Annotated in this window: 11 protein-coding genes; 4 read left to right on the forward strand and 7 right to left on the reverse strand. The window is 45.5% G+C overall.

Annotated elements, in window-relative coordinates:
- From NO992_RS20870 to NO992_RS20880, 3 genes are read left to right on the forward strand one after another with little or no spacing between them, the layout of a single operon-like run.
- Entirely contained in the window at positions 1-6,312 is a 6,312-nt protein-coding gene (locus tag NO992_RS20870) for an amino acid adenylation domain-containing protein (protein ID WP_371380283.1), read from the forward strand.
- Between the two features lie 3 nt (positions 6,313-6,315).
- Positions 6,316-10,428, forward strand: coding sequence for an amino acid adenylation domain-containing protein (locus NO992_RS20875; RefSeq protein WP_371380285.1), 4,113 nt, complete (start codon positions 6,316-6,318; stop codon positions 10,426-10,428).
- Complete coding sequence (locus NO992_RS20880; RefSeq protein ID WP_371380287.1) at positions 10,425-11,678, forward strand: MFS transporter; 1,254 nt, start codon at positions 10,425-10,427, stop codon at positions 11,676-11,678. The genes NO992_RS20875 and NO992_RS20880 overlap by 4 nt, the downstream gene beginning before the upstream one ends.
- A 34-nt stretch (positions 11,679-11,712) precedes the next feature.
- Here the strand turns inward: NO992_RS20880 and NO992_RS20885 are convergent, their stop codons facing one another.
- From NO992_RS20885 to NO992_RS20905, 5 genes are all read right to left on the reverse strand, one after another.
- The gene (locus tag NO992_RS20885) at positions 11,713-12,375 is read right to left on the reverse strand and encodes a fumarylacetoacetate hydrolase family protein (RefSeq protein ID WP_371380289.1); all 663 of its coding nucleotides are present in this window, start codon (positions 12,373-12,375) and stop codon (positions 11,713-11,715) included.
- An 87-nt stretch (positions 12,376-12,462) separates the two neighbouring features.
- Complete coding sequence (locus NO992_RS20890; RefSeq protein ID WP_371380291.1) at positions 12,463-13,659, reverse strand: ABC transporter permease; 1,197 nt, start codon at positions 13,657-13,659, stop codon at positions 12,463-12,465.
- Positions 13,649-14,605: an ABC transporter ATP-binding protein gene (locus tag NO992_RS20895; RefSeq protein ID WP_371380293.1), complete on the reverse strand. Its 957-nt coding sequence runs from the start codon at positions 14,603-14,605 to the stop codon at positions 13,649-13,651. Before NO992_RS20895 ends, NO992_RS20890 begins: the two co-directional genes overlap by 11 nt.
- A gap of 60 nt (positions 14,606-14,665) precedes the next feature.
- Complete coding sequence (locus NO992_RS20900) at positions 14,666-18,235, reverse strand: ABC transporter permease/M1 family aminopeptidase (protein WP_371380295.1); 3,570 nt, start codon at positions 18,233-18,235, stop codon at positions 14,666-14,668.
- Between the two features lie 11 nt (positions 18,236-18,246).
- Entirely contained in the window at positions 18,247-19,128 is an 882-nt protein-coding gene (locus NO992_RS20905; RefSeq protein WP_010378221.1) for an ABC transporter ATP-binding protein, read from the reverse strand.
- A gap of 151 nt (positions 19,129-19,279) precedes the next feature.
- Here NO992_RS20905 and NO992_RS20910 point away from each other — a divergent pair, with 151 nt between their 5' ends.
- Positions 19,280-19,957, forward strand: coding sequence for a nitroreductase family protein (locus tag NO992_RS20910; protein ID WP_017218372.1), 678 nt, complete (start codon positions 19,280-19,282; stop codon positions 19,955-19,957).
- A 17-nt stretch (positions 19,958-19,974) separates the two neighbouring features.
- Here NO992_RS20910 and NO992_RS20915 read toward each other — a convergent pair whose 3' ends face one another.
- Together NO992_RS20915 and NO992_RS20920 are read right to left on the reverse strand one after the other, a co-directional pair.
- Positions 19,975-21,021: an efflux RND transporter periplasmic adaptor subunit gene (locus NO992_RS20915; protein ID WP_371380297.1), complete on the reverse strand. Its 1,047-nt coding sequence runs from the start codon at positions 21,019-21,021 to the stop codon at positions 19,975-19,977.
- Entirely contained in the window at positions 21,011-24,316 is a 3,306-nt protein-coding gene (locus NO992_RS20920) for an efflux RND transporter permease subunit (protein ID WP_371380299.1), read from the reverse strand. The genes NO992_RS20915 and NO992_RS20920 overlap by 11 nt, the downstream gene beginning before the upstream one ends.
- Positions 24,317-24,318 lie beyond the last annotated feature (2 nt).

Genomic DNA, 24,318 nt, shown 5'->3' on the forward strand with positions numbered 1-24,318 from the left:
ATGGAGTTAACATCTTTACTAAACGACCTTCACGCGCAGCAGTTGCGCGTGTGGGTGTCTGAGCAAAATACCTTGGCACTGGGATATGAGGGTAACGTAGCGCCAACTTTGCTCACGGCACTCAAAGCGCATAAAGCTGAATTATTGGCGCTACTAAGCGCCCACCAGATCTGCTCCGAAGCAGCCTTTTTAAGTTGGCCATTATTAAAACCAGTGCCGCTTTCCAATGCCCAGGCAAGGTTGCTGTATGTAGACAAACGTGCACCAAAGTCCTGTGCTTATCATATTCCAATGTTGGTTGAGCTGAATGATCCAGCGCAGCAACAAGACATAATCTCGGCACTAGCACAGCTGCTTGTCCATCACCCTATACTCACGAGTGTGATTGAAACCGATGCTGAGCATTTTAACTGCCGAGCAACCTTACAACCTCTTGCGGTCGAGTATCACTGTGCAACCACTATGGCTCATGTACAAACACTGGTAAGAGAGCACATTCACACGCCGTTTGATCTCCATACTCAAGCTCCCTTTAGAGTCTGTATTATTGAGCTTGAGCAAAGGCATTTTATGCTTTTCCTTTGGCATCATATCGTCTTTGATGCTTGGTCAATGCGAGTCATGTTGCGCGATCTGGTTAGCTTGCTACAAGGAGAAAGCATTAAGCCATTAAGTTATTTTGACTTTGCCAAGTGGCAACAAAAGCAAGAGCAAAGCGCTGCACACAGTTATTGGCAAACGCAACTTGCAGGCGCTCATGCCACACAAATTGCACCGCTGTTCGCTACACAAACACACGAAACCGAATCGCTCACGCACTATTTTGCACTTTCACCACAGCAAAGTCAGGCATTGCGTGCCCTAGCAAAATCATTAAATACCACAGTGTACAGCGTGTTGCTTGCCCATTACTGTTATATTTTGGCACTGCATAGCGGTGAAACAGACATCGTGATTGGTGCGCCATCGGATAATCGAGATCACCCGCAAACGCAAGAAATGATTGGCTTTTTTGTCAACACCATAGTGCTTAGAGTGAAGCTAGATTATCGCCAAAATTTTGCCAGTCTCGTGCAGCAAGTTCATGAGACTGTGCGCGCCGCAAAACAATACCAAAGTTATCCTTATGATCAACAAGTTGCCTGTTTGAGTGAGGGCAAACACTCACCTCAGCCAAGCCTGATGTTTAGTGTACAGAGATTTGCCAGCGAGCTTATGGACGAGTTTGCGTTACCATTTTCAGCGGTTGATGCTTTTACTAACGAGTCTTTATATAACCCGATTAAATGTGATTTCCGTCTGGCATTTGATGATAGCAATACAAATCTGCAAGGACAGATAAGTCTTGATCCCAATAAGTTTGATGATGCATTTGCACAGCAATTTGCCCACACCTATCAGCAATTATTGGTACAGCAGGTAGAGCACAGCGACGTCGCTCTTGAGCAATTATCAACTTCTCACACTGGTACAACACCACCAGCGACCACCCTTAAGCAAACTCCAACCCTATCGCTATATCAACAATTTTTAGCCTGCGCCTCAGCAGCTCCAGATGCACCAGCATTACAAAGCAACGATGAGGTTATTACTTACCAAACACTCGCTGCGCGTGTTCAGCACCTGATTGTGCAACTCCAAGCACAGTTAACCCACGAGCAAAGCCCTGTGGTCGCGCTGATGTTTGAGCGCAGTCCAGAGATGATAGTCGCCATATTAGCAACACTTGGAGCGGGTGCTGGATATCTACCGCTCAATCCAGAGCAAGGCCAAGCACGTAGTGAGTTTATGTTGCAAGACAGTGGTGCCAACCTGCTACTTTGTCATCAAGCAACCTTGAATACGGCTATGTGTTTTAGCGCAATCACAAATGTGCAAAACATTGACGAGTTAGCACAACAACCAGCTCCTGTTTTCAATTCAGCTCAAGCACACTCACCGTGCCATTCATCACTTGCATATATTATTTATACTTCTGGAAGTACCGGCAAACCAAAAGGCGTTATGGTAGAACAGCGGCAAGTTCAGGCTTTGGTTCAAAGCGCAACTGCGGCTTACAATTTTAACTCAAGTGAAAAAACACTGAGTCTGGCTCCGTACTTTTTCGACGCGTCCGTAGAGCCACTCTTTTTAACACTGCTCAACGGCGCTTGCTGGGTGATCATGAATGAGGCAAGTGCAAACTCGCCAGCTATGATAAGCGATACGCTCGTTAACCAACGGGTCAGTCACTTAGTTACAGTTCCGGCATTTTTAAGTGCCATCGGCACGCCGCCCCAGCATCATGCACTACAGCGTGTGATCACCGGTGGCGAGCCTTGTGACCGCAATCTCATGGAGGCATGGACGCCTCTTCTTCATATTGAATATGGTCCGACCGAAACCACGGTAACCGCAACAGCAAACCACCAGCCGCTACAATCACGCTATTTCAATAATATTGGCGCACCGCTGGCTCATGTTGATATTCAGATCGTTGATGCCAACCTCAAGGCGCTGCCACCCTTTTGTCAAGGAGAGATCCTGATTGGTGGCGCGAGTGTCGCACGAGGCTATGTTAACCTTGCAGAGCAGACGGCATCGCGCTTTATTAACTGGCACGGAACACGTATGTATCGCACGGGCGATCAGGCGCGGTATCTGACAAACGGCGAGATCCAATTTTTAGGACGTGCCGATGAGCAGGTAAAAATTCGTGGCTATCGCATCGAGCTACAAGAAATAGAACACTTACTTAACCTGCACCCGCAAATCAACCAAGCTTGCGTCAAAGTACAGCAAAACAACCATCTCATTGCTTATTTCACTGGTGAGCAAACCCTCTCTCACACCGAGATTGTGAAGTGGCTACAACCACAATTACCAGATTATATGCTGCCAAGTGCCACGTGTTGGCTCGAACAATTGCCTGTGCTCGCCTCTGGTAAAGTGGACAGCCGCAGCTTACCAAGCGTCGCACTAGTATCACAGACACCATACCGAGCACCACGCACGCCATTAGAGCAGCAGCTTTGTGCTCTATGGCAGACGCAGCTTGAGGTTGAGCTAATAGGTATTGATGATGACTTTTTTGCCCTGGGCGGCCATTCTCTAAGTGCAATGACATTGGTCGCTAAAATGCACACTATCTGTAACGTTAACATTAGTTTGAGTCAGTTTTTGCAAAGCAAAACGATAGCGCAACTATTATCACAACAAGCTAGCAACGCCTGCAAGCCTTTACCGATCGCATCAACATCGCAATCACTTGATGAAATCATCGTGCCCGCGCAGCAGCAAGCGATGCTCACCAGCGAGCAATTAGCAACACAATCTGGCGCTTTTCATATCCCCTTACAGCTAAAATGCCAAAGTGGGCTACAACAGCAAGCCTTACAACACGCAATCTATCAACTGGTTGAGCGTCATGCTATTTTGCGCACCCGCTATACTCAACAGCAACAAGGTCGCTGGGCATATAAAGATGAGCAAGGCGTGCCAACATGCGAAACTCTAATAAACACGCCGCATAGTGAATTTATCGCTCAGACATTTGACCTTGAAAATGATGCGCCGCTGCGGCTCGGACTGTATCACCAAGATGATGAATTTGGCGTGTTACTGGTATTTCATCACATAGCCTTCGACGGCTGGTCTACACAAGTATTGTTGGATGAGCTGAACACGCTGCTATCGGGACACACGCTTACCCCAACCTCACTGCAATTTCGCGACTATGCATATTGGCAATCAACACAACAATACGACGAAGCCGCAGCATTTTGGCAGCAACACTTGATTGATATTGATGTCACCCCATGGCCAACCGATGAGCCAAGACAGGCTTTGTTTGATCATCAAGGTGAAACATTCCCCTTTACCCTCTCAGCAACACTAACTGCTGAGTTAAGGGGGCTGGCAAAATCACATCAGGTATCTATGTACAACATACTACTGTGTGCTTTTCAGCTCGCATTATGTGCTTGGGATAGTCGTGAAAGTATTGTCGTTGGCTCCCCCACTGATAACCGCGACTCGGCATTTAAAGATACACTCGGTTACTTTGTTAATACCTTACCGATGCCGCTGCGTGTCGACTTAAATAAGAGTTTTTCTGACTACCTAAGACAAAGCCAAACGCTGTTACTTGCGGCAAAATCTCACCAACAATTGCCATTAGAGTCAATTGCCGCGCAACTTGGGTTGATCCGAGAGGTGGGTGTATCGCCACTGTTCCAAGTGTTTTTTACCTTTGATCAGTTCTCACTACCAACAGCGCAATATCAACATTTTGAAGTCGCCAGCGACACCGCCCAGCAAAACCAATATCACCCAGCCAAGTTTGACTGGAATTTGGTGATTAAAGATATGCCAGACCAACTGATTGGTCAGCTTATTGTTGCTCGCAGTCGTTATCACTCTTCCCGCTGCCAACAATTTGTGCACTTTTTCTGCCGTTATCTTGAAAATCTCTGTCAGTACAACGAGAAACCTTTACTGCAATGTCCTTTAGTTAGTACTGAGTATCTACAGCAAGTCATCTCAGAAACTCGATTATCACAACCAAATGACGCTTTTTTAGTGCAATTTACGAAGACAGTAGCAGCATATCCAGAACGCACTGCATTAAGCTTCGCCGAGCAAACCGTGAGTTACCGCGAGCTAGACTTGTTTTCTGATCACTTAGCAGCACAGTTGGTTGCAACCAATGACGAAGGCTCGCCAGTTGCACTTTATTTTGATAAAGGTATAGAAGCCCCCATAGCAATGCTAGCGGCGCTAAAAGCGGGCATGCCCTTTGTCTCACTCTCAGCCAATCATCCAGTTGCTCGTCGCCAAGAAATTATGGCAAAAGCGCAGGCAAAACTGCTCCTTAGTCGCACACCACTCAGCTGGAATACATTGCCAACACTGACTTTTGATGTACAGACACTACTGCAAAGTGATCAACTACGGCCATTCTCAGCCAACAATCATGCAACAGACAAACTGGCTTACCTCATTTTTACTTCGGGGACGACGGGAGAACCAAAAGGGGCGATGCTGTCTTATCAAGGCCTTGCTAACCTCTGCACCGAGAAGCGCAACACCCATAAATTAGAGGGAAATACTCAGGTAGTCACCAGTCAATATGCTGAATATGTTTTTGATGCCTGTATTTGCGAAATATTCCCAGCCCTAGCAGCCGGCGCCAAACTGGAAATCATTCCAGAGCCAATACGCAAAGATCCACAACAGCTGTGCCGCTATCTCAAAGCTAAGCAGGTCAACGTTGCGTTTATTCCTACGGTATTTATCAATCAGTTTCCAAAGTGGATTGCGGATATTAACTTAACCGTATTGTATGCCGGTGGTTCTCGTTTAGACCCAGTCAGCCACAAGTTGGCAGAGCATCATTTCAATGAATATGGATTAAGTGAAACAAGTGTCACCGCAACACTTAGTGAAGTACACCCCAATACACCTATCACTATTGGTAAGCCTATTCGTAACACTCGATGCTACGTGTTGGACCCTTTTATGCGGATTTTACCGGACGGCGCGTTGGGTGAGTTATACATCGCCGGTGATTGTGTCGGTTTGGGATATTGGCAGTCACCAAAGCAAACAGCAAAACACTATATTGACTATCACCTTCGCTGTGACAACAACCACTTTTCTGACGAAAAGCTCTACCGCAGCGGAGACTTAGTGCGTAAAAATCAGCAAGGTGAATTCGAGTTTGTTGCCAGAGCTGACAAACAGTGGGATTTACACGGTCACCGCGTCGAGCCAGGCGAAATCGAGTATAAACTCAAAGCGCACCCAGATGTTGACCATGCCGTTGCACACTTACATTTAAGTGAAACAGGCAAAGTGCTGTTGGGTTATGTCGTACTTAACGCCAACACTGAGTGTGATGTAAACGACCTTCGCCAATGGTTGAATCAACAGCTCCCAAGCTATATGCAGCTCGCTGCGATATCACAGATTGACGCACTTCCAATGACAGTAAATGGCAAACTTGATACCACACAGCTCATCATTCCAACGCTGCAAGATAGTATTACCTATATCGCGCCAGAGACGGAACTACAACAACAACTCGCCAATGCTTGGCAACAAGTACTTGAAATCTCTGAGATTGGCCTACAACACGACTTTTTTGCTTTGGGTGGCTCATCCATACAGGCAGCACAAGTTACCGCTCTGTGTAGTCAAGCGCTCGGCAACGAAATTGCCGTTGCGACCTTACTGACTTACCCACAACTTGACGCATTTGCCACGCAAGTAGAACAACAGCTAAACGCGCTCGCCAGTAGCGAAGACTGCGAATTTGAAATGGAGTTATAACGCATGATCGAATCATTTATTTATGAACTAAAACAAAGTGGGATAAGCGTTTGGCAGCAAGAGGATAAATTAAAAATTGCTAGCAACGTGAATTTACAAGGCCAAGCAATTGTTGAGCAGTTAAAACAGAATAAGCCACAATTGTTACGCTACCTCACAAGGCAAGGCATAGATAGCAAAACTCGTTTTGATGAACTGTCTATCTTGCCATTGGAAACCCGATGCGCTCCGCTTACGCTTGGGCAGCAACAACTATTGTTTACGCAAGAAGTGAGCAACGCGGCAAGTACTTATCATATTCCATGCCTACTCAAAATCGCCAAGCACTGCGATATTGAAAAACTCACAGCAGCAATAGAACAGCTGGTGATCCGCCACAGTGCGCTAGATATGGTTGTGGCCTATGATCACCAAGGAAAGACGATACAACAGCCTGCCAATGAGGCGTTTGTCGTGACGCATCATGAGCTTGGTAATCTAAACTTGTTTGAGCAGTGCGAGCATTTCTTTAACGAGCCGTTTAGCTTACAGCATTCTCGACCATTTCGTGCCTATGTCATCACCTCAAAGGAGCAGCAACATGTGTTTTTTGTCTGGCATCATATTGCCTTTGACGGATGGTCTTTGGGATTGTTTTTACAGGAATTGACGTCACTCTATGAGGGAGAGAATCGACCTCTGAGTCTACAATTTAGTGATTATGCTTATTACATGGCAACACCCGGCCAGCGTGAACGACAAGCAACAAGTCAACGTTACTGGCAAACTCAGTTGGCTGATTACGAACCATTAAAACTTGCGCAAACTCAGTCGCGCCCAGCCACCTTTGATCATCGCGGCGCGATACAGAGCATTGTGCTAGATGAAAGTACGACGCTAAAGTTACAACAAACAGCGAAAACGCACCGCATTAGTATTAATACACTTGGGCTTGCGGCTTGGTATCACACCCTTGCGCTACTCAGTCATCAACGTCAATTTGTTGTTGGTATTCCAAGCGAGAACCGTCCAACGGCACTGCAGCAAAACATACTTGGATATTTTGTTAACTCATTGCCGATTAAAGCGGATATCGATATGACGATGTTACTTGAGCGCTGGTTCACTCAAGTTAATCAAGTCGTTAATCAAGCCAAGCAACATCAAGCCTTGCCGTTTGAGGCCATTAAGAATAGCTTAGACGTGCCGCTCGACACTAGCATGCACCCGATATTTCAAACGTTGTTTAGCAGTAGTCAGTTTGCCCCTGAGCAACATCATACCTTATGGCAAAGCGTTGACCTTGATCTAACCCAGCAATGCCAAGCGAAGTTTGATTTAACATTACACTTGAGTGCAGGGAAGACCACAGAGTTAGGGTTAACTTATGCCACGGCACTTTTTTCCAGCTCATACGCGCAGCAGATCCTCGAGTTATATCAAACGGTTTTACAGGCTTATCTAACAGTTGAAAACGCCCAACAGCCTCTTTATAGCCTACCTTTATTGAGTAACACGGCGCAGCAAAAACAATATCAATTAAGTGGAATGCAACACGCTTATCCGAGCGTGGCAAGTATCACCGACCGGTTTGCTGAAGTAGTAGCGCGCCATCCAGATAAAGCCGCTATCAGTAATCGCCATCAAACCTTGAGCTACCAAGAGCTTGATAACCAAGCCAAGCAACTTGCCAATGCAATCTTGGCAGTCTGCCCTGAACCCAAAGTCGTTGCACTCTACATGCGAAACGACATTGAATTTGTGATTGCCATGTTGGCGGCACTAAAAATCGGCGCGGCATACACAACGCTATCGCTCAAAGACCCAGTGGCGCGTCATCAATATCAACTGAGTGATAGTAATGCTGACGTAATAGTCTCCTTGCATGAACATAGCCAAACATTGGCAACACTCAACCACACCAATATCGCTGAAGTTTTCTGTGATACAAGTCTGGCAGATACTGATATCACGGCGGGTTTTGAGCCTATGTGCATCGCACCTAGCGAAGTCGCGACGATTATTTATACCTCAGGTACGACAGGAAATCCTAAAGGCACATTGCTCTCTCACGCCGCAATTAGCTCTTTGGCACTCGATAATCATAGTTACCAGCATCAGCCCCAAGATAGCTTTATTCAACTCGCAAACCCAGCTTTTGATGCCACTCTATTTGAGATATGGAGCGCATTACTCAACGGTGCTGAGGTGCACTTAGGCTATCAGGACAGCCTTAATTCTGCAGCGCAGCTCCGTGCAACATTGCAGACGTTGAATATCACTTCGATGTTTCTAACCCGCTCACTGTTCGACACTTTGTTGCTGCAAGACGAGCATATTTTCGCTTCTCTGACTCATTTACTCGTGGGTGGTGAAGCATTAACAGAGTCGATAGTAAATAAATTGCTGGCGTCCACATCTTGTCCAAAACACTTTATCAATGGTTATGGTCCGACTGAGTGCACCACATTTACCACAGTGCAAACGATGTCTAAACAGCAGTCTGAGATAGCAATCGGCAAGCCAATCCCAGGGCGCGCGGTAGCTGTAGTCGGTCGCAATAACGAATTACTGCCACTTGGTTGCCCTGGCGAGTTAGTGGTCTGTGGGCATGGCGTGGCTGCACGTTACCTCAATAACCCAACACTCAACAGCGAAAAGTTTGTATCCCTAAATCTGTTTGGCTCTATGCAAAAGTACTATCGCACGGGCGACTTAGTGTATTGGAATGCACAACAGCAACTGTGTTATATCAACCGTGGCGATCAACAAGTCAAAGTGCGAGGCTTTAGAATTGAGTTGGCAGAGATTGAACATCACCTTAATCAGCTGGCGGATATAGATAGCTGTGCGGTTATTGCTAAAAAACAGCAGGCTCAAACCTTGCTACATGCTTATTTGGTCATCAAACCCGCGGCCAATCAAGCTGCGGTACTCAGCCACTGTAAAACTCAGCTTACCAAGTTACTTCCAAGTTATATGATGCCACATAGCTTCACTGTCCTTTCGGCGTTACCGTTAACGCTCAACGGCAAACTCGACAAAACTAAGCTGCCAGAACCTGAGCTAAAGCAGCATCAACTCGTTGTGCCACAAACCAACACAGAGAAGGAAGTGCTGACCATTTGGCAGGATGTTTTAGGCCAGAATCCACTTTGTTGTGCGACGGCAGTAACTGAGCAAGGTGCCGACTCCATTAGTTTATTAAGCTTTTGTGGGGCTGCAAGCAAGCGTAATTGGCAGCTAACGCCACAACTTATCCTTGAACACCTATCAGTGCAGCAACTGGCAAGATTTATTGATAATCAGACCCGACTTGATTTTGCCACCATGAGTGAAAGTCAAGCAATTGACGCTGCGCTTGCCCATGAGCATTTCGCTCCTTCACGTTTTTTCAATGCACCGCAGAGTGAGTTTCTGCTTCATCTCATGCCCGCAGCAGCAACCGCTGATAGCTTTGCACCTCTGTGTGAAAAACTCGCGCCCGACCTGCGCATTCACGCATTAGAAAATATCAAACTGTTCACAGGCAAACATATCAGCTTGCATACTATGGTGCGCTATTATGCTCAGCGTATTACAGAGGTATCGCCAACTGGCCCACTTTACTTGGGCGGCTTTTGTGAAGGTGCGGCATTGTCACTGGAAGTGGCGCGTTACTTGGCCGAAATGGGTAGAGAAATTGTCCACTGCTTTTTGATTGACCCCGTCTTACCAAGACTTACTTCAGCAGCGCGTCAGGCCGCCGAAGAAGAGTATATCCGTTCGCAAGACGATGACGCTAAACCTATCGCCCGAGCATTTTTAGACTTTACTCAATACTTTCAAAGCGCGACGGCGTTTACCTTCCCTGTGAGCTTCTTTATCGCCGATCATGTCAGTGATGAGGCCATTCCACTTCCGGCACTGAGGTTGATCCATCAAGTGGAAGACATACCTTCACTGTATAAGCGGACGTTTGCAAGTGACAGAAATGGTTTTGAAAATTTACTTGCCAATGCAGACTATATTGCGCTTGAAAGTGCACACGATGAAATCATGACTGACGCTAAAGACTTATCCATCATCGCGTCACACATTAATGCGTTAATGCAGCAAACGAATAGCGCCGCACCCACTGTGGAGCAACGCGCATGACTCGTTCACAATTTGCTACACGATACGGCATCCACCTTGGGTTAACTATGTTTGCCAGTATGCTGGTGCTCCCTATTTTTACGCCTTATATGCTGAACTTAGGCCTAGCATTGCAAGATGTGGCCTTAGCTATGGTGGTCATGGCTATCACTATCGTGGTGTTTGAAGTACCAAGTGGTATTGCGGCAGATGCCATTGGTCGCCGCAAAGTATTTTTAGCTTCTTTGGTGTTTGCCGCTGTATGCAACTTACTTTTATTGTTGAGTGAAGACTTTTGGCACGTCAGCTTAGCCATGGCATGTTGGGGATTAAGTCAGGCATCGTTAACTGGCACGCTCAACGCATGGTTTGTTGAAACTTATCAAAAGCTTGAAGGAGATGAACCACTGAATAAAGGGTTCGGTAAAGTGTATGGTATTGGCTATCTTATCGGCGCCAGTGCCGCTTTATTTGCCGCCCTCTTTTTGGCGTTTGCGACTAGCCCAACACAACAGCTCAACCACTTGTATCAAGCCTTAATCCTGATTTCGATAGCGGTATTGTGTGTGGTATTTGCATGTACTTTTGTCGTGGTGAAAGAGTCAACGAGACCTCAGCAAGACGTGGTTGAGAAAGGACTGATTAGCCAAACTAAGTCCATGCTGGCAACTTGTAAGCAAAGTGGTATGCAAAGGCTGTTGTTGGTGATTGTTTTTGCAATCCCTGTTGCCAGCAGCATAGAGAAGTTTTGGCCTGCCCTAGCAGAGCGCTATAGTAGTGCACCCGTTGACTCTATTGCGTGGATATTCCCAGCAATGATGGCAGCTGGATTTGTATTAAATGGCGTCGCTGCTGCGATCAGCGCTCCAATCTGTTCTCTATTTGGTCAACGCTTAGGGTATGTCATGGCATTCGCTCATTTCGCCAAATTAGTCTTTGTGTTGTTACTTGCTTGGGTTACGTCACTACCATTGCTGATTGTAGCCTTGCTGTGCTTTTATCTTTGTATGGGACTAGCACAACCGGCACAACTGCAACTACAACATCAACTGAGTAGCGATAACGTGCGAGCCAGTGTGGAGTCTATCATGTCACTGACCACTCGCTTTGGTGGCTTGCTCGGCTCTGCGTTAACCGCTTTACTTTTGGGCTACGTCAGCCTGACTATCAGCTGGATAATATTAGGCGCAATTTCACTCGTTGCTATCATGCTGTGCTGCTCGAGCACAATCAATCAACCGGAAGCAGAGCTCGTTGCTGCGCAGTCGTAACAGACTACGCAGCGATGCACATAAAAGCGAGAATCTAATCTATCGCAACTTTGCCATGCCAAGGAGTATGGCTTTTCAGCTGCAGCGTAAGTTCATCGCCATGTGCTAGGCTCCCTACCCCTTTTGGCGTTCCTGTTAAGACAATATCTCCTGGCTGAAGCGTAAAGTAACGAGCAATGTCCATTAGCAACTCAGTGATTGGAAAAATCATTAAGCTAGAGTCGCCATGCTGTTTAAGCTCTCCATTTTGCCAAAAACGATATTCAATACTCTCAGCAAAGGTGTTTTCATCACATGGTACAAAAGGCGTCGTTGGGCAACTATTATCATAGGCCTTTGCCCGCTCCCATGGGTGTCCTTGTGCTTTTAGCTCACTTTGTAAGTCTCGTAATGTCAAGTCGAGTGCCAGCCCAATTCCAGCGATATGCTTGAGAGGCTCAGGGGTTTTTGCATCAATTTTGGTGCCTACCAATAGTGCAAGCTCGGCCTCATAATGATGTTCGCCAAGTGCGGCGTCCAACATCACTTCATTATTAAATGGTACTAAGCTCGTTGCTGGTTTGATAAACAACAGCGGACTGCTTGGAATGGGATTATCTAGCTCTTTGGCATGCGCTACGTAGTTTCTCCCAACACAAACGATTTTTCCCGCTGGTAGACTTATTTTATTGTTTTCATTATCAATATGTTGATACATTTCACCCTCTCTGTACGGCCATAAGCTCCGGTTATGGAGCGTACCATAACCAAAGCGTTGTGCTAGCAAGTTATCATATAAACGGTATTATTCCGGTTTACAGACCCAGCGCACCATATCCTTAATTGAGGGTTCCTTGCCATACATCACCATACCCGCTTTAAACAATCGTCCCGCAGCAACACGGATAAGGTAGCAACCAAGTAATGCGCTGACCAACGCACATAACACTTGCCAAATGGGTACTTCAATTAACGCCATTTTTACTGGCATCACCACAAATGCGGTAAGCGGAAAAAGACTCAAAATATCCACAGCAAGGCTGCTTGGACTATCAACAATCATAAACGCGATAACAATTGGCAATATAGGGATCATCATAAATCCTGTCTTGCCACTATGGTTAGGATCGTCAATAGCTGCGGCTATTGCTGCCATAAAGGCTGTTGCCATATAAAGGCCTACTATCGCAAACAGGGTAAACCAAGGCAACATTGCAAAGTCTATCATCGTAAAGTCTAAGGCTTCGTTTTTTACAACGACTTGTATGAAAGCCATCGCCAACAAAAATGAAAATAACGTACTTAACATAGCCTTTAGACAATGGAGCATTTGACCAAATATTTTGCCGTCAATCCAAGTTTGCGCATTCATACAAGAATATAATTGCTCGGTAACACGCTGCTGCTTTTCTCCGGTGATAGACACGAAGATCTGTCCAAATGACGTAAAAATACCGATGAGCATCAATAGCATCACGCCAAATGCTGTCATCGAAGACTGGTTGTGTGCCTCCTTAACCGCATCCTTGGTATATTGATTGGAAACGGTCACAGGTTGCTGTAACAAGGCGAGCTGAGCGGCAGATAAATTAAAGCTCTGTGCGAGTTCGTTGCTGTAAAACTGCGTAAGCGCTACCTCAACTTCATTCTGCCAAGACATTTTACCTGTGGTAATCAGTTCAAACTGTAACGCCTCACCCGCTTGGGCTTGAAGTATCAAAATACCGTCAATTTCCTCTTGTTCTAACTGAATCAGAAGTTCAGCTTTTGAAGCATCAACTCGCTTTAGCAGCAAAGGCTCAGGTAACTGAGTTAAGTTCATGGCGGATGGTGTCGCGATAACATATTGCTCAGGTTCAAAAAACGAAGTGCTTTGCCAAAAATAGATAAGCAAACCTATCGCCAGCATAATTGCTTTACCGATCAGCTCCTGCTTGAGTTTAAAAAAGTACATAAACTCCCATTTGGTCACTTGCAGTATCTGTTGCAGCTTATGAGACATGGGCATGCTCCTGAGATTGCACTTTGCCTTGATGAGACTCGATTGCTTTAAGATAGAGTTGATGCAAGTCCATCGTTTTGGTTTCTATTCCTTGCAAAGTCGTTGATTTAGACAAATCGGCGAGCAACAAATTAAGTTCTGAGGAGTTACTCAACTCAAACTTAATCTTATTCTGACTTAATTGAGTACACGCGACCCTGTAGTTACCTAAATTGAGCTCTGCGTAGTTCGTTGCCTCACTGAAACTCACTGTGATGTCGATGCCAACACCAACGTCCTGTTTTATTTCGGCTAATGTACCATAAAGCACGGCTTGCCCGTGATTCATTAACAGCATTCGATCGGCAAGCTTTTCTACCATCGCCATCTGATGTGCGCTTAAAATAACGGTCATGCCTTGTGCTTTTAACGCTTCTAAAAACACCACCACCTTTTCTTGGTTGATGGGGTCAAGACCAGAGAAAGGCTCATCGAGCAATACAACCTTGGGCTTGTGCAATACAGCCGATATTAACTGTACTTTTTGCTGATTGCCTTTTGACAACGATTTCAACCGCTCATGCGCTCTGTCACTTAAGTCAAACTGCGTTAGCCAAGACTCTATCTGTGCTAGCGCTGCGTTTTTCTCAACACCGCGTAGCTTGGCAAAATAGAGCAAATTCTGCTGCACGGTTTTTTCAGCGTACAGCCCTCTATCTTCAGGGAGATAACCTAAACTTTGATGAGGGATTGATTGATATGCTTGCCCATCAATATTGACGGAGATTGTGCCGCTATCTGGATAGGTAAATCCAACCAGCATTCTCACGAGGGATGATTTACCCGCACCATTGGGGCCCAGTAGTGCAAAGATCTCACCTTGTTTAACGCTAAAACTTAGATTATCTACTGCTTTTACCGAAACATATTGCTTCGACACCCCTGTTACTTGCAATAAATCTGGCATAACTTTCCTTTAAAAACGATTGAGGGCTTTCGAAAAAGCCCTCGTCTACCAATGTATCGATTAGAGTGACTTGATGTTATCGGCGGTTTTCTTATCAATCAGTTTTACAAACGGATCAACTCCCGCAAATTTCGGTAACTCTGTTACTTTCAACTCAATCTTATTTTCACCCGATGTGATCGCGTGTTTTTGTAGATATAGCAGTGTTTCGTCACTTTGAATGTTGTTCGGATCGGCAGAGAATAAGGCTATATCAATCTCTTGATTAAGCGGAATTTCTTCTTCGTTACCTTCTCCATCTGCATGCTTTTTCGCAGCCTCAACCGTTAAGGTCACTGTATGAAGTTCTCCCGCTTGCGTCGCTTCTTGCACTTCAACACCTGCAAGCTTAAGCTCATACAACGTAATCGCATTGAACTGATCTTCGATAAATACTTGTTCTTGCTCTGAAGCCCCCGCTTTTAAGTAAGTCAAAAAGTCGAGTGTTGTTGGATAGATATCAGTTCTAAAGCGATAGTCATTTAAGAAGCTTCTTAGTGCGCTATTGAGTCGCGTTTCTCCAAGTAAATCGTGCAGCGCTAACATCACGACAGAACCTTTATTGTAGTGAATGTACTGCTGACCGATTGTTCTGGATAACGCCCGCTCTTCATACGGATCAGAACCTCGTCCACTTAAATAGGTGTCTAGTTCATACTTCAAGAATTTACGGAGATTATGCTCGCCGTACTTTTCTTTCATCACCATAATGGCTGAATATTGCGACAACATTTCCGACAGGATATTTGACCCCTCCACATTAGCACCAATCACCTGATGCGCCCACCATTGGTGCGCCAGCTCATGTGACGTCACATAGTAAGGTACATTGATATTGTCTGGGTTACGGGTGTCCGTCAAAAAGCCAATATTTTCCGAGTAAGGCACTGTATTGGCAAAGCTTTGCGCAAAGTCTCGGTAACGAGGAAACTCAATAATACGCATTTGCTTATGTTGGTAAGGTCCAAACTCTCGCGTGAAATAATCAATAGAGTCTTTAGTCGACTGCAGCATAGTGTCGACATTCCAGGCATGATCTTTATGGTAGTAAACCTCGAGCGCAATGCCTTTATACTCTTCCTGTTTCACCTCAAGATCCATTGACAAGATGTTATAGAAGTGCAGCATTGGCGCATCCATTTCATAGACATAGGTCGTACGGCCGTCTTTGCTGTATTTTGATTGCAAATAGCCCGGCACCATCGCAACTTGCGATTCATCCGTCGTCACCGTTGCGGCGAATGTGACGAAATTTTCCGCAAATAATGGTTCATGATGATAGTGTGTTTCTTCAATCTTATTACCACGTTTTAGTGGTTCAAGGCCGCGCTGGCGACGCTCACTTTTGTCTTGAATTTGCTTATAGATGCTGTAACCAAATGTCGGGAACAACGTCGTGTTATCGATGAAAGTACCATTGTTCACCAAGGTTTCATCATTGCCTCTATCTACAAAGCCAAGTGTTTGCCGTACAACTGACATCGTAATTTCACGCTGCTCACCCGGTGTCATTGGTTGTGAGAGCTCAAGCCAAGCATGCTTAAAGGTTTTATCCTCTTCACAAAGCGTAGCGCCAGCCATTTCAACTTGCCACTCTAATGTATGATCAGGTTTATTGACCAAGAAGCGAGTAATCTCTTTATCTGAGCGGTTTTCAACCAACAGCTTTACCTGCGCTTCAATACGACGTGTCTTTGGAAATACCTCAGCATTGAGCTGTACATCTAACGTGACTGGTACAGGGTCATCTCGATACTGGGCAAATTGTTGCTCATATTGCTCTGCGATATCTTCAGCTTCATCTTGCGTAATAAACTCATTGACCACTTGCGTGTTGTAGTAAATGTAACTACCACTACCCACGAAGATTAAAGCACCACAAGCCAATAACGCTTTACCAGCGTTACCTAACTGATAGCCCATCAGTGCAATACGTGCTTTCAGCGTTTGCCCCGCACCACGAGGCCAAAGTGCATAGCTTAGTGTCGCTAACATAATGCTAAAACCAAACCAGTACATATTGTACCAATGTGCCGCACTGAGGAAATGACCATAACCATTAATATCTGAGTACGGCACTGGGGAAGTTTCGCCTAAGTGATACATGTTGTGCTCAAAACCAAAGTTGGTCAGGACTATCGAAATAATGAAATAAACGACATATATTCCCATACCCATGTATTTGCTCGGACTCATCACCTGTATCAAAAATGCTAAGGTGGTTTGGAAAGCAAAACCTAACACATACAAATAACCCAAGCGCACAATATACTGGGCAAGATCTATCTGTGTCACACCTGACAATAGTTGATAGCTAATGGTTATCAAGCTACCAAATACACATAGCAGCGTCATCACCGCAACTAAGGCTATGTATTTAGAGCCCCAAAATACCCAGTTTGCAACAGGATAAGAGTCAACAATGTCTCCCATTCGCGAATCACGATCATGCCATACCAGCTCAGCGCTGTAGTACACCAACACAATGACCAATAATTGCCAGAAGCTGCCGTGGATAAGCTCTACCATTCTAAAGGTCACTGGCCATACTTCTGTGCCATACCAATTAAATGAACCAACCAATGCAGGTATTAAGGTTGCCACCGCCAAAATTAATAGCACTAAGAATGGATAGCTTTTAAGCACTTGCTTTACTTCAAAAGTGGTTCTGGTACAAAAGTGCACCCAACTACTACCTACGCTCGCTTTAAAATCAAAACGATTCAGCAATGCCGACGCTTGACTACCATCTTCTTTGGCTTTGCTCTTGGTTTTTTGTTTTTGCGGTAAATAATGAGAAGTATTTAAGGCTAAAGCACCTAAACTGAGCAGTGCAACTGACATCCAAATTAAGCGGTTATAGAGCAGTTCATCAACTAGGCTTATGACTGACGTATTACGATCTGCAATGGTCCAATATTCTGATTGCGCCGAAATAGCTGATAGGCCAAACATGTCTAAATACGCAGCAATAGTACGGTATTCAATATCTGAAAAAATACTATTTGCCACAAGGTAAGTCACAAACAAACCCACGGCAACCAAGTACATTGCTATCATGGTTCTAAATTTTTGCGCCACCAGTGCAAATAAGCTCGCCATAAAGAACAGTGAAGGGGCCGCGATGACAAATAGTGGCGTTAGGTAATAGCTGAGTTTATTAGGCCCGATCAGTTCGGTATCCAACCAACCGACTAACCCGCCGATACCAGAACCTACCCAGATCCCCACTAAACACATTGAAAATACCAACAAGGTGACAAGATATGCACCGAAAAATCGACCCAATCGATACTGAGCTAAGTGCAAGGGCTTACTCAAAATAAGTTCACTGAACTTACTTTGATCATCTCTTATTGCCGCACTACCAACAAAGTTAACCACCAAAAAGATGGAAAAAATGGTCATGATGGCAATGGTTTGCAAGATGGCGTAGGGCGAGTTTACATTGACGTTACTGCCACCACCAATCTGTACTGAGTCCGAAACTGAAGCAAAAAAGGTGAGTAAAAATAGAATCAGAGAAGTCACATAAAAGGAAGGCTGACGGACAAAATACCGTAGCTCAAAACGCATCATTTTAAATAGCATCTGCCTACTCCTTACGCTGCTTGATTATTTCGATGAGTATGCAGAGTAGAAAAATAAACGTCCTCTAAATCGGCAGGCACCGCTTCAAACCCTTCAGGTGCTTGATCAGCAAATACGTTAAGTAAAGTCTGACCCGCGAATAAGCGCTTAGAAATAACCGGTAGGTTTTGCTCTACTTCTTTCGCTTCCGCAAGAGTGACCGACTTACGCCAGATTTTCCCCTGTAGCTGCTCAGTGAGTGCAATAGGATTACCTTCAAGTAAAATTTGTCCGCTCGCCAGCACGGCCATATTCGGACATAGCTCAGATACATCCTCCACGATATGCGTTGATAAGATAACCACTTTACTCTCACCTAAGCCAACGAGTAGGTTGTGAAAACGATTACGTTCTTCTGGGTCTAATCCCGCAGTCGGTTCATCTACAATAAGTAAATCAGGATCGCCAAGTAATGCCTGTGCAATACCAAAGCGTTGACGCATACCTCCAGAAAATCCGCTGACCGCATTTTTACGGTGATCATATAAGTTCGTTTGTGCGAGCAACCCGTCAACGGCTTCTTTACGCTCTTTTTTATTATTCAACCCTTTTAAAATTGCCATATGATCCAATAAATCATACGCACTAACGCGTTGATAAACACCAAAATCTTGCGGCAGATAGCCTAGACGAGCGCGGAGTGCCTTGGGCTCTTTTAAGACATTCACACCATCGAACTGTATGGTGCCAGCATCCGCTGACTGTAATGTGGCAATCGTGCGCATCAACGATGATTTTCCAGCGCCATTGGGTCCAAGTAAACCAAACATTCCCTTTGGAATAGTCAGGTTTACACCTCTCAAAGCATGAACACCATTATCATAGGTTTTTGAAAGTCCTGATATTTCGAGCATTTTTATTTCCTTTTCGGATTTTTATTATTGTCCTTTTTATAACATTTACCTAGGTTAGTGACAATTAACATAAACATATCAATTGCAAATAAAAGTAAACACTGAAACACTAAGAAACGTTCTTAGTTTACAAAACTCAAGGAAAACTAACATGCAAGATCACGCCAACCACCCACTGACGGATTTTATTGAATACCCTCACGAAGAAATGCTAAGTCGCGCGGAAGCATTCTTGGAAAACAGTAAGAGACGTCATAGTATCCGTGCTTTTAGCGACCGCCCAGTACCGCAAGAAATCATCGAAACCTGTATCAAAGCAGCGGGCACAGCCCCCAGTGGTGCAAATCATCAACCATGGCATTTCGTGGCGATTGGCAGCGCAGAAAAGAAAAAGCAGATCCGAGCTGCAGCCGAGGACCTCGAGCGCTCGTTTTACCAAGGCCGTGCCGGAGATGAGTGGTTGGATGCGTTAAAACCTTTGGGCACAGATGCACAAAAACCCTACTTAGAACATGCACCTTGGCTTATCGCTATTTTTAGTCAGAAAAAAGGTGGGATCCACGCGGAAGACAAAAATACCAACTACTATGTCCATGAATCGGTTGGGATAGCTACTGGGTTTCTTATCCAAGCCCTGCATAATGCAGGACTAGCCACACTGACCCATACACCTAAACCGATGAGCTTTTTAAGCGAGTTGTGCGGTAGAGATAAAGATAACGAACGTCCTTATATGTTATTGATTGCGGGCTATCCCAGTGAAGATGCAACTATTCCAGAGCACGCAACAGTGAAAAAATCACTCGCCGAAATCGCTTCGTTTATTTAATAGTTCAGATCAGCTAACTATCGCTGCACAGCTAGCTGATCGCCTTCGTTTAGGCCACTGATAACAATCGTTTTATTACCAGTCTCTTCGCCCAACCTGAGGTAGCGTTTGTGAAGCTGGCCACTTTCTATTACCTCAACCATCGCCAATTGACCATACTTGCTGATCATATTGGTAGGAATTTGGATAACCGCCTGCTCGCCAAGCACAAGTTCAACCAGCGCGTACATGCCAGGCACCACATTTTTCAGCAAAGGCATATCCAATTTAATCATCAAGCTGCGCGCTTGGCTGTCGGCAATTGGCACCATTTCCGACACTCGCGCGGTTTGGCTTATATCTAGCGCAGGTATGCGCACCTTAATCTCGCTTCCTAACTGAATATGCTTAACTTGGCTCTCGCGAATTGGCGCTTCAATCTGTAATTGTAATGGATTGAATAGCGATATAATGGCGCCACCGGGGCTAACCATGCTGCCCGGCTCTTGTAAACGCGCCACCACTTTACCCGAAATAGGGGCTGTGATTTGCGTGTAACCCAGCGCGACTTCAGCACTGCGATACGCTTCTTGCAATGCCTTATCTTGTGCTTGTAACTCGTTCACAGTGGCTTGCCATTCATCCACTTGGTTAATCGCGATAAGCCCTTTTTCATTAAGAGATTTGTTGCGTACTAATTGCTTAGTTGCTTGCTCTAGCTTGGCTGAATTCGCCGCTTGCTGCGCCGCCACTCTTTGCAGCTCAGCTTTAAGCTCGGCATCATCGAGTGTTGCTATCAGCTGTCCCGCAGTGACTTTATCACCGGCTCTGACGTTAAGCGTTTTAAGCTCCGCCAATAACCGACTGGACACTAACGTATTTTCTTTTGCGACCACACTCGCAGGTACTTGTTCAATCATCGCAATCAGCGACTTTTGAACGGTATAACGTGCTCCTTGATAAGCTGGAAGTTCGGACTTATTACCCGGAGCTAGCTTATTTTGGAATCCACCAGCAAGCCATACGACCATCAATAATAGGCAAAAAATAGCAAGAACAGGAATAAAGATTTTATTACGAGACATGAGAAGGCTCCTGAACTGATGAGGTATTAAGGGATTGATTAGATGTCGATGATTCTTTGAATACTAAGTAATAAACGATAGGCACGACTAACAGTGAAAATAACGTTGAAGCAATGATCCCGAAGATAATAGCAAGGGCGAGGCCACTAAAAACGGGATCTAAGATAATCACCAAGTTGCCTAATAACGTCGTACCTGCTGTAAGTAATACTGGTCGCATTCTTACACTTCCCGCCGCAATCAATGCGTCGATAAGTGCCATACCAGCCGCGCGAGACTGATTAATAAATTCCACCAAAATCAGAGAATTTCTCACCACAATTCCGGCCAGCGCTATCATCCCTATCATCGCGGTCGCTGTAAATAACACGGGCTCTGGCGCACCTGCAATCACACGCTCACCAAATTGATTGAGCAACCAAAAGCCCGGCATAATCCCTATCATGGTGAGGGGAATAGCCGACATAATGATAAGTGATAAGCTACTAGATGCCGTTTGTATCCGCAGGATGATAAATATCGCCACCAGTGCAAATGCAAATGCGATCCCCATATCCCTAAATACATCTATGGTAATGCGCCACTCACCTTCGCCTTTAAAGGTATAGTGGGTTCCTTCTAACATCGACCAAATGACTCCACCGCCACTTTGTAGAAAGGTACGAGACGTCCAATTGCTCGGCGTTACCTGTTGGTTTTCATCCGCAACCACATCGGCAATCACCTCAGCTGGCGTGCGGCCATTTAGCTCCGCAAACACATAAATCACCTCTTGTAGGTCTTTTCGAAGGATCACGGGAGCCGTAGGGATAGATGTTAATTCGCCAAGTTCACCAATCGCCACAAGGGGCCTAGCAGCCTGCTCTAAGCCATATTCTTGAGTGGTTTTAGCCAACTCCTGACGACCACGAACTTGCATCGCCAATACGTTTTGCCACTGATTACGCTGCGCGTAACTCACACCTAACTCGATGGGCACCGTTGCGACCTCACCTTGAGTATATAAAAAGCCTGCTGACATGCCGCGGCTTGCAACTACTAGAGATTGATTAATATCCCCTGTGGCCACACCTGATAACGCGGCCTTTTGTTTATCAACCACAAACCGCTTTAACCATGTTGGCGAAGCCATTGAGGTGTCAACCTCAACCACATGTGGCTCCTGCCTTAAACGATGCGCTAACCTCTGGGCTGCTTGCTCTTGCGTATCACGAGCAACAAACGGATCTGCATAAACCTCAGCAACGAGTGTACTTAATACCGGAGGTCCCGGTGGCACTTCCACCACTTTTACTTGCGTCAAAGTTTGGTTAAAAGGCTGAAGCTTTTCACGCAGTCGCATGACGATGGCGTGAGATTGATGTTCGCGTTCACGCTTATCCACCAGTAAAACTCTAAGTTCGGCAAGATGCGTACCACTACGACGATAATAGCCTCGCACCATACCATTAAAATCCATACTGGAAGGCTTACCGACAAAAGCGGCGATGTCGGTCACTTCAGCTTCTGACCAAACGATTTGCTGTACTTGCCTCGTCATTGCGGCCGTTTGCTCAAGGCTGGTGCCCTCAGGCATATCTATCAGTACTTGGATTTCACTTTTATTGTCAAACGGCAGTAATTTCAGTGGTACGGCTCTAAAAATAGGGAGGCTCACACTCGCAACAAATAACCCTAACACGCCCCATAATAACCACTTGGCTTTGCGTGGGTTTTGTAAAATTGGCAGCATGATTTTGCTGTAGTACGAGTCTTGAGGCGCGACTTCACTTGTTTTTGAATCCGCTTTGAGTAACTTTTTAGACAGCCAAGGCGTCACTAAAAAAGCCACCAACGTCGAGGCAATGACACTAATGGGAACATTAAATGCCATGGGTGCCATATATGGGCCCATCATGCCAGTAATAAACGCCAATGGAATAAACGCCATGATGATAGTTAACGTTGACATCAAAAGCGCAGATTTGATCTCGAGCATAGCAGCGACAATGTTATGATCTGTATCAGCCGCCGCGCCGCGATGAATAAAGCGGCTAATATTATCAATCCCAGTGATTGGGTCATCAACTAACAATCCCAGCGACAAAATAAGCGCAAACAAGGTGACCCGATTAATGGTGTAACCAAACGCAAAGTCCAACCCAAGTGTAATGCCATAGCAAATTGGCACTGCAAGACCAACAACGATGGCAGGCCGCCAACCTAAAAATACACCGACAAATACCACAACGGTAAATACCGCAAAGGCCAAGCTAGAGGTAAGATTATTGACTTTGTCATTGGCCGTCTCACCATAGTTTCTTAGTACTTTTACCGATACCTCAGCGGGAAGGATCTCCTGTTGTAGCTGGGTTACAAGCGCTAAACTTTGCTCTGCAACCGTTACCGCATTACTTCCCTTTTGCTTCGCCACACCAATCGTCACTAATGGTGCATCAGCCTGACTGTCGCTGCTTGCTAACCACTGATAGCTATCGGGTTCACTAGGACCATCAATAACCCGAGCAACTTCTTTTAAAACTATGGCACGGCCATTGATTACATTCACCGTGAGACCTTCAAGTGCTGACTTATTACGAAGGACATCACCAGATTCAAAGGCAATCGTGTTACTGCCTGCCGTCACTTGTCCCACTCGTGTCACTAGATTACTACTTTGGATAGCACCTAAAACATCCATAGGTGTTGTTTGATGTGCGGCAAGCGCAGCTAAGTTCAACTCCACCCTAAGTGCTCTCGTGCGCCCGGTAATAACCGAAACCTCGCTGGTATCTGCGATACTCTGTAACTGGATAGCTAGTTCTTGTGCAAAGCGCGTTAGCGCGTAGTCATCATATAGTTGCGGTTTTGAACTTGTCAGTCCGAGCATAAGAATCGGAACGTCATCGACTTCTATTGGACGGATCTGCCACTGAGTGACAATTCCCGGCATAGTATGCTGGTTGGCAAACAGCTTAGTGTAGGTGTTGAGAATGGCTTTCTCTCTGTCTTCACCCACATGGAACCTTAACGTGACAACCGTACCACCGGTTTGGGTTGTAGAATAGACGTGTTCAACACCTGGAATTTGCAGCAGTAACTTTTCAAGTGGAGTGGTGACCAATCGTGCCACTTCTGGTGAGGCAGTATTTGGTACCGACACATGAATATCCAGCATAGGCACCACTATTTGTGGTTCTTCCTCTCTTGGTGTCATTTGCAATGCAAATAATCCAAGTACCACAGCGCACAAGAAGATAATCGTTGGCAAACTGCCTTGTAGAGCATACCGAATGACACCATCTAACTTTTGCATCT

The sequence above is a fragment of the Pseudoalteromonas sp. DY56-GL79 genome (assembly GCF_041414765.1).
In the GTDB taxonomy this organism is placed as follows: domain Bacteria; phylum Pseudomonadota; class Gammaproteobacteria; order Enterobacterales; family Alteromonadaceae; genus Pseudoalteromonas; species Pseudoalteromonas piscicida.

Coding starts and splice junctions, on each gene's coding strand:
- NO992_RS20870 (WP_371380283.1), top strand. CDS start 1: ATGGAGTTAACATCTTTACTAAACGACCTTCACGCGCAGCAGTTGCGC.
- NO992_RS20875 (WP_371380285.1), top strand. CDS start 6,316: ATGATCGAATCATTTATTTATGAACTAAAACAAAGTGGGATAAGCGTT.
- NO992_RS20880 (WP_371380287.1), top strand. CDS start 10,425: ATGACTCGTTCACAATTTGCTACACGATACGGCATCCACCTTGGGTTA.
- NO992_RS20885 (WP_371380289.1), bottom strand. CDS start 12,375: ATGTATCAACATATTGATAATGAAAACAATAAAATAAGTCTACCAGCG.
- NO992_RS20890 (WP_371380291.1), bottom strand. CDS start 13,659: ATGTCTCATAAGCTGCAACAGATACTGCAAGTGACCAAATGGGAGTTT.
- NO992_RS20895 (WP_371380293.1), bottom strand. CDS start 14,605: ATGCCAGATTTATTGCAAGTAACAGGGGTGTCGAAGCAATATGTTTCG.
- NO992_RS20900 (WP_371380295.1), bottom strand. CDS start 18,235: ATGCTATTTAAAATGATGCGTTTTGAGCTACGGTATTTTGTCCGTCAG.
- NO992_RS20905 (WP_010378221.1), bottom strand. CDS start 19,128: ATGCTCGAAATATCAGGACTTTCAAAAACCTATGATAATGGTGTTCAT.
- NO992_RS20910 (WP_017218372.1), top strand. CDS start 19,280: ATGCAAGATCACGCCAACCACCCACTGACGGATTTTATTGAATACCCT.
- NO992_RS20915 (WP_371380297.1), bottom strand. CDS start 21,021: ATGTCTCGTAATAAAATCTTTATTCCTGTTCTTGCTATTTTTTGCCTA.
- NO992_RS20920 (WP_371380299.1), bottom strand. CDS start 24,316: ATGCAAAAGTTAGATGGTGTCATTCGGTATGCTCTACAAGGCAGTTTG.